Below are 5,938 nucleotides of genomic sequence, written 5' to 3'. Positions count from 1 at the left end.
GGGACCGGACAGTCGGCTCGGTGGGGTGTTCGTCGTTCACGCGGCGCGGGCAACGCGCAGCGTGGCTCTAGGATTCTCGGGGTCGCGCTCCCCCGCGGCAGACCGGATCCGGACCACACCAGCGGGGAACCTCCATGCCCGACGACCGCGACGCCCGTCTCGCCGAGCTCCGCCGTCTGCGCCTCGGCGACATTCTCTACCCCGGGAACTCCGGCTGCGCCGGCGCGCGCGGTGGCAGTGGGGCGCCCGGCCCGTGCCAGGGCGAGGTGACCGCGGCCGCGATGAAGCACTACCGCGGACCGGAGCGACCCCACCGCACCGGATCTTCCTCTGCGACCTCCACGCCCCCCCTCGAGGCCGCCGAGCCCCTCACCGCCGCCGACCGAGCCGAGCTCGCGCGGCGGCGGGCAAAGGCCGCGTACTGGGCGGAAGTCTCGGCCCGGCAGCGCGCCGCGAACGGCATGGTCGGCTGGTAGTCGGCGCCTTCTCCGCATCGAGCAACGCCATGTCGCGGCCGGTCAGCGGTCGGAACCAAACGCCGCTTCAGCGGAACCCACCTACGGCTGGGCTCGTTCTTCCCGCACCCGATGGGGTACTCGAAGCAACCGGACGGCGGTGACCAGCACGAGGCCCCCGACGAGGTTGCCGAACGCCGACCAACCCAACGCCCCTACCCAGTCCGCGTAGTCGTAGCCGGCGTGACCGGTGAGCAGACCGGCGAATATGAAGATCGAATCGAGCACGGAGTGGAACAGCTGCGCCCCGACCAGAACGAAGGACAGCAACACCGCGGGCACCAGCTGCACCCCCACGCTGTTGGTGGCGTGCTGCATCCGCGTGAGCAAGGTGATGACGGCGCCTGCCAGCACGGCCAGAAAGAACGATTCCCAGGAGACACCGAGATGCGCATAGTGCGTGCCGGTCAGCACGGCGGTGGCGCGGACGCCGGGCAACGCGACGATGATCATCGCGGCCATGACGAACCCGCCCAGCAGGTTCGCCGCCAGGCTCAACACCCACAGCCGCAGCAGCTGCAACACGGTTCCCTTCCGGGCGACCACGGCTGTCACCGGCACCAGGAAGTTCTCGGTGAACAACTCGCTGCGGGCGAGCAGCAGCGCCACGAAACCGATCGTGAAGACCGCGGCGGCGAGCAACCCGTTCCCGGTCTCCGCCTTGACAACCAGGTAGATCAGGACGCCGATCCCCACATCGACCCCGCCGACGAACGCGGTGGTCAACAGTGGCAGCAGGGGCCGGGTCAACCGGTCCTGGCCTTCTGTGACCAGCCGGTCGAACGCGTCCTCGACCTCGGGTTCCTCCCGGGCCCCTGGCGCGGAAGTGAGATCGCCCGAGCCCCCCGGCGACGGCCTGTCGGTCATGGTCGCGCCGCGATCCCCCGTGCGGCGGTCCCCGTCGGCACCAGCATTCCCGCAGCGTAACTCCGGCATCGATGACCGGCTGATCGACGCCGCCACACTGAGCCTTCTCCACTTGGTGTCAGCTGGGCGTGGATGAGAACGAGGACGGCCTTGACGAGGTCGGTGGCTCGTCTCGGGCAGCAGCGGATCAACTCGATCGATCGTCCGGTGGGCCCATCGGGGAGCAGGAGTGGGGCGCCGAGGACCCGTCGAAAGGCGGTCAGTCGCCCGGGACCCGGTCGGGCGCGGCTGTGGCGCGTACTGGACGGAGCCCCATGCCGCCTGGGCGCCGCTGTCGCCGATCCGGACGACCTGCACGCGTGCTGGCGCCGGCGGCCGGCGCGTCGTGGCGGTCCTGCTGAGATCCGTGGCCACCCGGATTGCTCCTGCGCGGTTCCCGTGCTCGCCCGGAGGCGATCGGGCCCCGCAGGGCAAACGCCGCTTCATGATGCCGGCCAGCGGGTTCGCGAAGCGGCCGCCCAACCGGTGCACAAGTGCGCGTGCGGCTGCAGCCAGGAGACCAAGCGCGACTTCACCCCCGGGCACGACCAGAAGGTCATCCACGACCGGATCAGGACGCAGTTCGCAGGCTCGACGCTCAGGTTCACCGGCTGGATGGGCGAGCCCGGCCCGAACGATCAGGCTGTGAGGATTGTCGGTGACCGGCGCTAGGCTTCTGACCAGGATGAATACCAGGCGGGTGGTCGTTCCCGACCTCGGTGACACGGTCACCGAGGCCGTCAGCGACCTCACCGAGATGCTCATCGCGCTCATCGACGAAACCCTGGACAGTGAGCTGCCCTCGGTGCTTGCCGATGGCTTCGGGCTCGAGGCCCTGGACCGGATCTGGGGGCTCCTCAAGCCGACTCAGGAGCGCACCGCCCCGCGGCTGTTCGCCCCCGAGTGGCGAGCCGAGTATCTCCGGCTTTCCGTGGTCGAACTCCACGCCGCGGATCTCGCGACCATCGGTGAGGCGATCCGAGCGCTGGGTGCTGGACTGCTGACCGGAGATCCGCAGATCACCGGAGCGCTCGTGGACTTCTCCGACGCCGCTCCTCCCGCTGCGGTCGCCGGCACGACGCCGGCCGACATCATCGCCTCCTTCGCGAGACTGCACGGTTTGCTCGACCTCGCCTGGACCGACGACGCCGAACGCCTCGACGAGCAGCTCAACAAGGCCGGCGCCGCCGACGAGCTCGTCCTGGATTCCCCTACCGCGGCCGCATACCTGAGGCTGGCCTCGCGCTTCGGCGCTATGTGGGGACCGCACCCCGACCTCGAAAGGTCAGACGAGCGATAACGACAGGCCCGTCGCCGCAGGAGGCATTTGTCCACCCTGCTACACAATCGATATCTGTAACGATATTCATTGCCGATAATGTGGATTATGACAGTCGCGCTCGAGCAACCTCGGCCCGCGGCCGCTCATCGAGTGCGAGAGCAGGGACGCCCACCACCACGGCAGGGCGTAACGCGTCCATCGGACCAGTCGAATCAATGATCGACGTTTGGCGGTCCAAGCGCTCGGGGCCAGCCTGCTGATCGGCCATCACCGGCTCACGGAATCAACGGACAGCTTTGCCGGCGTAGCCGGCCATGGCCACCGGACAGAGCGCTCCCGGCGACATCATCGGATCCTCCGCCTGGTCTGCACGGTGTGCTCGATCTGGTTCATCCAGCCCCTCGCCGGCCGACCTTCCGCACCTCACCCGGTGGCAGCCGGCGTGAGAGCGACGTCGAACTCCACCTCGACCTCGTCCCTCAGCTTCAGCGCGCCGAAGAACGCCGAGTACGGCTTGATGCCCCAACGTGACTGAACGACGGTCGTTCCGCCGCGGGCCCGACTGTCGGTCACGTGGCCGCGCACCGTGACGGGCTGCGTAGAACCGGCGATGGTGAGATCACCGTCGATCGTGAACGCCTCCGGGGAACCGGCGAGCCGTGTCGACCGGAAGGTGATCATCGGGTGTTGCGCGGCGTCGAGGGCCTTGCGAAGGTTCTTCTTGATGTCCGCGCGATCGGTGTCGGTGAGCGGCTTGACGCCGCCGGACGCTTCCTTGATCTCCAAGGAATCGACGTCGACTTCAGCCGTCACCGACGAACGGGCCAGGTCATCGGCGTCCACCACGGTGGTACCGCGCCATCGAGTGGGCTCGAGGGTGAGGTCGTGGCCCACCTTGGCGCCCACTCCGGTGCGCGTCGTCTTCACCAGGATCGAGCCGACCTCAGGTCCCAGCGCGTAGGTGCCATCAGCTACGCCCATGACCCCGAGGTTAGTCGCCGGCGAGCCCGATCGCGCGGGGCGGCGGTCATCGTGGGTGTCGCACGAGTGGAACATTTGTGAGGGGTCAGGCCCGGCGGCCGAGCGCGGACAGGCTTCTGATCAAGCCGGCCGATGGACCAGTCCGACGGCGGCATCACCGACGACAAGTCCTTCCCAGCAGCACGCCGACGGAGCCGGATCGCGCGAGCGTACTCAGCCTCGACCAGAACGACCCACCATCGAGCGGCGTGGGCGGCGCCCGATTCACCCTCCGGCTCCCGACCTGTCCCTGACCCCGAGTGTGATTCCGCATTCCGCCGGACCTGACCACATCGGCCTGCCGGCCGCCGAGTCAACCGCGGTAGGGCTCGGTGGCGTAGCGGCTCATGAGGTCGAGGACGACGGCCGGGTCGAGGCCGTCGGGTCCGGGGCGTAGAGCACCGAGCTCGCGGAAGTAGTCGATGTAACGGTCCGGGGTGAAGGTGCACAGGAAGGTGGCCGGCTCGTCGGCGTCGGGGTTTGCGAAGGTGCGCGGGACGCCGATGGGCGCGGTGAGCAGACCTCCGGCGGGCACGTCGGCATGCTCGGTGCCGGAGGTGAAGCGCACGGTCCCGGAGACCACGAAGAAGGTTTCGACGTGCTCGCGTTGGATGTGCTGAGGCGCCCCGGTGGTCGCCGGGGCCAGGACGTTCTCGGTGACCCCGAGGCGGTGGCCGGTGTTGGTGCCGTTCTCGAGTATGCGGATGCGAATCGGCCCGTCGAGGACCACCTCACCGTTGCGGCCGCGGGCCCGGGCCCCGGCAAGGCCGCCCATCGTCCGTTCGGACATGAGGGCGTGTTCGAAAACTCCGCGATCAAGCCGCGGGTCTGGAAGAACATCCGCCGACCGCAGTGGAGGTATCGATGCCCTGGTCGAGCACGACCAGGTCCACGCCGCGGGCCTGGCCGGTGACTGTTGCGGCTGATCGACCTGTGTCAGACAATGTGAGACGCTGTGTTACGGGGTGGACGATCTGTGGTGGCGCGACGCGGACGCCGACTACATCCGGCGGCGGGCTGACCGCTATCCCGGCGCGACGAACATCGAGCCGGAGTGGACGCTCGACGCGGCGGCCGATCCGTGGCGGATCGTGCGCGATCCGGACCCGAAGAGCCGTAGCGGCGCCATCCGGATCATCGGCTACTCGCCCACCGCCGGGTTCGTCATCACGGTCATCGCGACCGGTGGAGCCCATGCCGGGGTGACGGCGTGGAAGAGCAGCGGGGCGGATCTTCGGGACTACGAGGGGCAGGGCAGGTCATGACCGAGGGTGGGATCAACGACCGAGCCGATGATGCGGCGGTCGAGGCCGAGGTGCGGGCGGTCCGCGAGGAGTACGCCGACGAGGAGGCTGAGGCCGCCGAGATCGAGGCGGCCGAGAACGCGGCGGCGCTGGATGTGCCGTTGTCGCTGCGCATCACCAGGGAGCTGGACAGCGAGTTGCGGCGGCGGGCCGCGGCCGAGCAGATCCCGACCTCGGCGCTGGTGCGCCGGCTGCTGTACAGCGCTGTGCACGGGCGCAATGCTCCCGTGCTCACCGTCGAGCAGGTCGAACAGATCGCCCGCCGCGTAGCGCAGGAGACGGCTGCAGGTCGGTGAGACCTGTTCACGCTTCCAGGCCAGAGCAAGTGCAGAGTGGATTACCTAGACGGTGAGTCCGGTCGAAGGTGGGGCCCGTCAAGGCGGTAGGGCCGGTGGATCCAGCCCCATCAGCTCGCCGGCCAGCAGCCGGGGTAAGCCAGCCGGCGCGGGTGGGGTGGTCCGTGGAGCCCCACCCGACGGCGCAGGCGTATCAGCCGGGATTCCGTGCATTATCCCGGGTAATAGCGGGATGTGGCGGATGCGCCCCGGCCGCGCCGCATCACCACGCTTCGTGCCGCATGTCCCTGTGTAGTGCGGCCCCATCCGAATCTGCGTCCAGTATGGTCGCACTATGACTGATCCGGAGTCGAATGGGCTGAGTTCCGAGCTGGTGGTCAACCAGCAGGGCCGGGTGACGATCCCGGCGCAGATCCGCCGGGAGGCCGGGATCGAGGCTGGGACCCCGCTGGTGGTCTACGTCGAGGACGGCCGGGTCGTGATCGAGACCCGGGAGCAGCTCGCCCAGCGGATCCGCCGCGAGATCGCCGAGTCCTGGACGGGGGTGGGCTCGGTGGTCGACGAGCTGATCGCCGACCGCCGCGCCGAGGCCGCCCGGGAGGACCAGTCGTGACC

At 69.1% G+C, this 5,938-nt stretch carries 8 protein-coding genes; 5 read left to right on the top strand and 3 right to left on the bottom strand.

Annotation, left to right across the window (positions count from 1 at the left end; translation table 11 throughout):
* Positions 1 to 134: 134 nt before the first annotated feature.
* Entirely contained in the window at positions 135 to 476 is a 342-nt protein-coding gene (locus JWP64_RS17960; RefSeq protein WP_297498468.1) for a hypothetical protein, read from the top strand.
* 81 nt (positions 477 to 557) lie between these two features.
* Here the strand turns inward: JWP64_RS17960 and JWP64_RS17955 are convergent, their stop codons facing one another.
* Complete coding sequence (locus JWP64_RS17955; RefSeq protein ID WP_297498465.1) at positions 558 to 1,478, bottom strand: formate/nitrite transporter family protein; 921 nt, start codon at positions 1,476 to 1,478, stop codon at positions 558 to 560.
* A gap of 595 nt (positions 1,479 to 2,073) precedes the next feature.
* Between JWP64_RS17955 and JWP64_RS17950 the strand changes: the two genes are divergently transcribed.
* The gene (locus JWP64_RS17950; RefSeq protein ID WP_297498463.1) at positions 2,074 to 2,721 is read left to right on the top strand and encodes a hypothetical protein; all 648 of its coding nucleotides are present in this window, start codon (positions 2,074 to 2,076) and stop codon (positions 2,719 to 2,721) included.
* A gap of 405 nt (positions 2,722 to 3,126) precedes the next feature.
* Here the strand turns inward: JWP64_RS17950 and JWP64_RS17945 are convergent, their stop codons facing one another.
* On the bottom strand, positions 3,127 to 3,759 hold the full coding sequence (locus tag JWP64_RS17945; RefSeq protein ID WP_297498460.1) for a YceI family protein: 633 nt from the start codon (positions 3,757 to 3,759) through the stop codon (positions 3,127 to 3,129).
* 277 nt (positions 3,760 to 4,036) lie between these two features.
* A complete protein-coding gene (locus JWP64_RS17940) occupies positions 4,037 to 4,513 on the bottom strand; it encodes a cupin domain-containing protein (RefSeq protein WP_297498458.1) in 477 nt (158 codons plus the stop codon).
* 175 nt (positions 4,514 to 4,688) lie between these two features.
* On the opposite strand from JWP64_RS17940, the gene JWP64_RS17935 reads away from it, so the two are divergent.
* The 3 genes from JWP64_RS17935 (at position 4,689) to JWP64_RS17925 (ending at position 5,936) form a co-directional block, all read left to right on the top strand.
* Complete coding sequence (locus tag JWP64_RS17935) at positions 4,689 to 4,988, top strand: hypothetical protein (protein WP_297498456.1); 300 nt, start codon at positions 4,689 to 4,691, stop codon at positions 4,986 to 4,988.
* Positions 4,985 to 5,323 (top strand): hypothetical protein, encoded by a 339-nt coding sequence (locus JWP64_RS17930; protein ID WP_297498454.1) that lies wholly within the window; start codon positions 4,985 to 4,987, stop codon positions 5,321 to 5,323. The genes JWP64_RS17935 and JWP64_RS17930 overlap by 4 nt, the downstream gene beginning before the upstream one ends.
* A gap of 334 nt (positions 5,324 to 5,657) precedes the next feature.
* Complete coding sequence (locus tag JWP64_RS17925) at positions 5,658 to 5,936, top strand: AbrB/MazE/SpoVT family DNA-binding domain-containing protein (RefSeq protein WP_297498453.1); 279 nt, start codon at positions 5,658 to 5,660, stop codon at positions 5,934 to 5,936.
* Positions 5,937 to 5,938: the final 2 nt, after the last annotated feature.

Source organism: Pseudonocardia sp. (assembly GCF_025465255.1).
Lineage (GTDB): Bacteria > Actinomycetota > Actinomycetes > Mycobacteriales > Pseudonocardiaceae > Pseudonocardia.
The sequence above is the reverse complement of the archived record's forward strand: the minus strand, read 5'-3'. Positions and strand labels throughout refer to the sequence as shown.

Coding starts and splice junctions, on each gene's coding strand:
- JWP64_RS17960 (WP_297498468.1), top strand. CDS start 135: ATGCCCGACGACCGCGACGCCCGTCTCGCCGAGCTCCGCCGTCTGCGC.
- JWP64_RS17945 (WP_297498460.1), bottom strand. CDS start 3,759: ATGTTCCACTCGTGCGACACCCACGATGACCGCCGCCCCGCGCGATCG.
- JWP64_RS17940 (WP_297498458.1), bottom strand. CDS start 4,513: ATGTCCGAACGGACGATGGGCGGCCTTGCCGGGGCCCGGGCCCGCGGC.
- JWP64_RS17930 (WP_297498454.1), top strand. CDS start 4,985: ATGACCGAGGGTGGGATCAACGACCGAGCCGATGATGCGGCGGTCGAG.
- JWP64_RS17925 (WP_297498453.1), top strand. CDS start 5,658: ATGACTGATCCGGAGTCGAATGGGCTGAGTTCCGAGCTGGTGGTCAAC.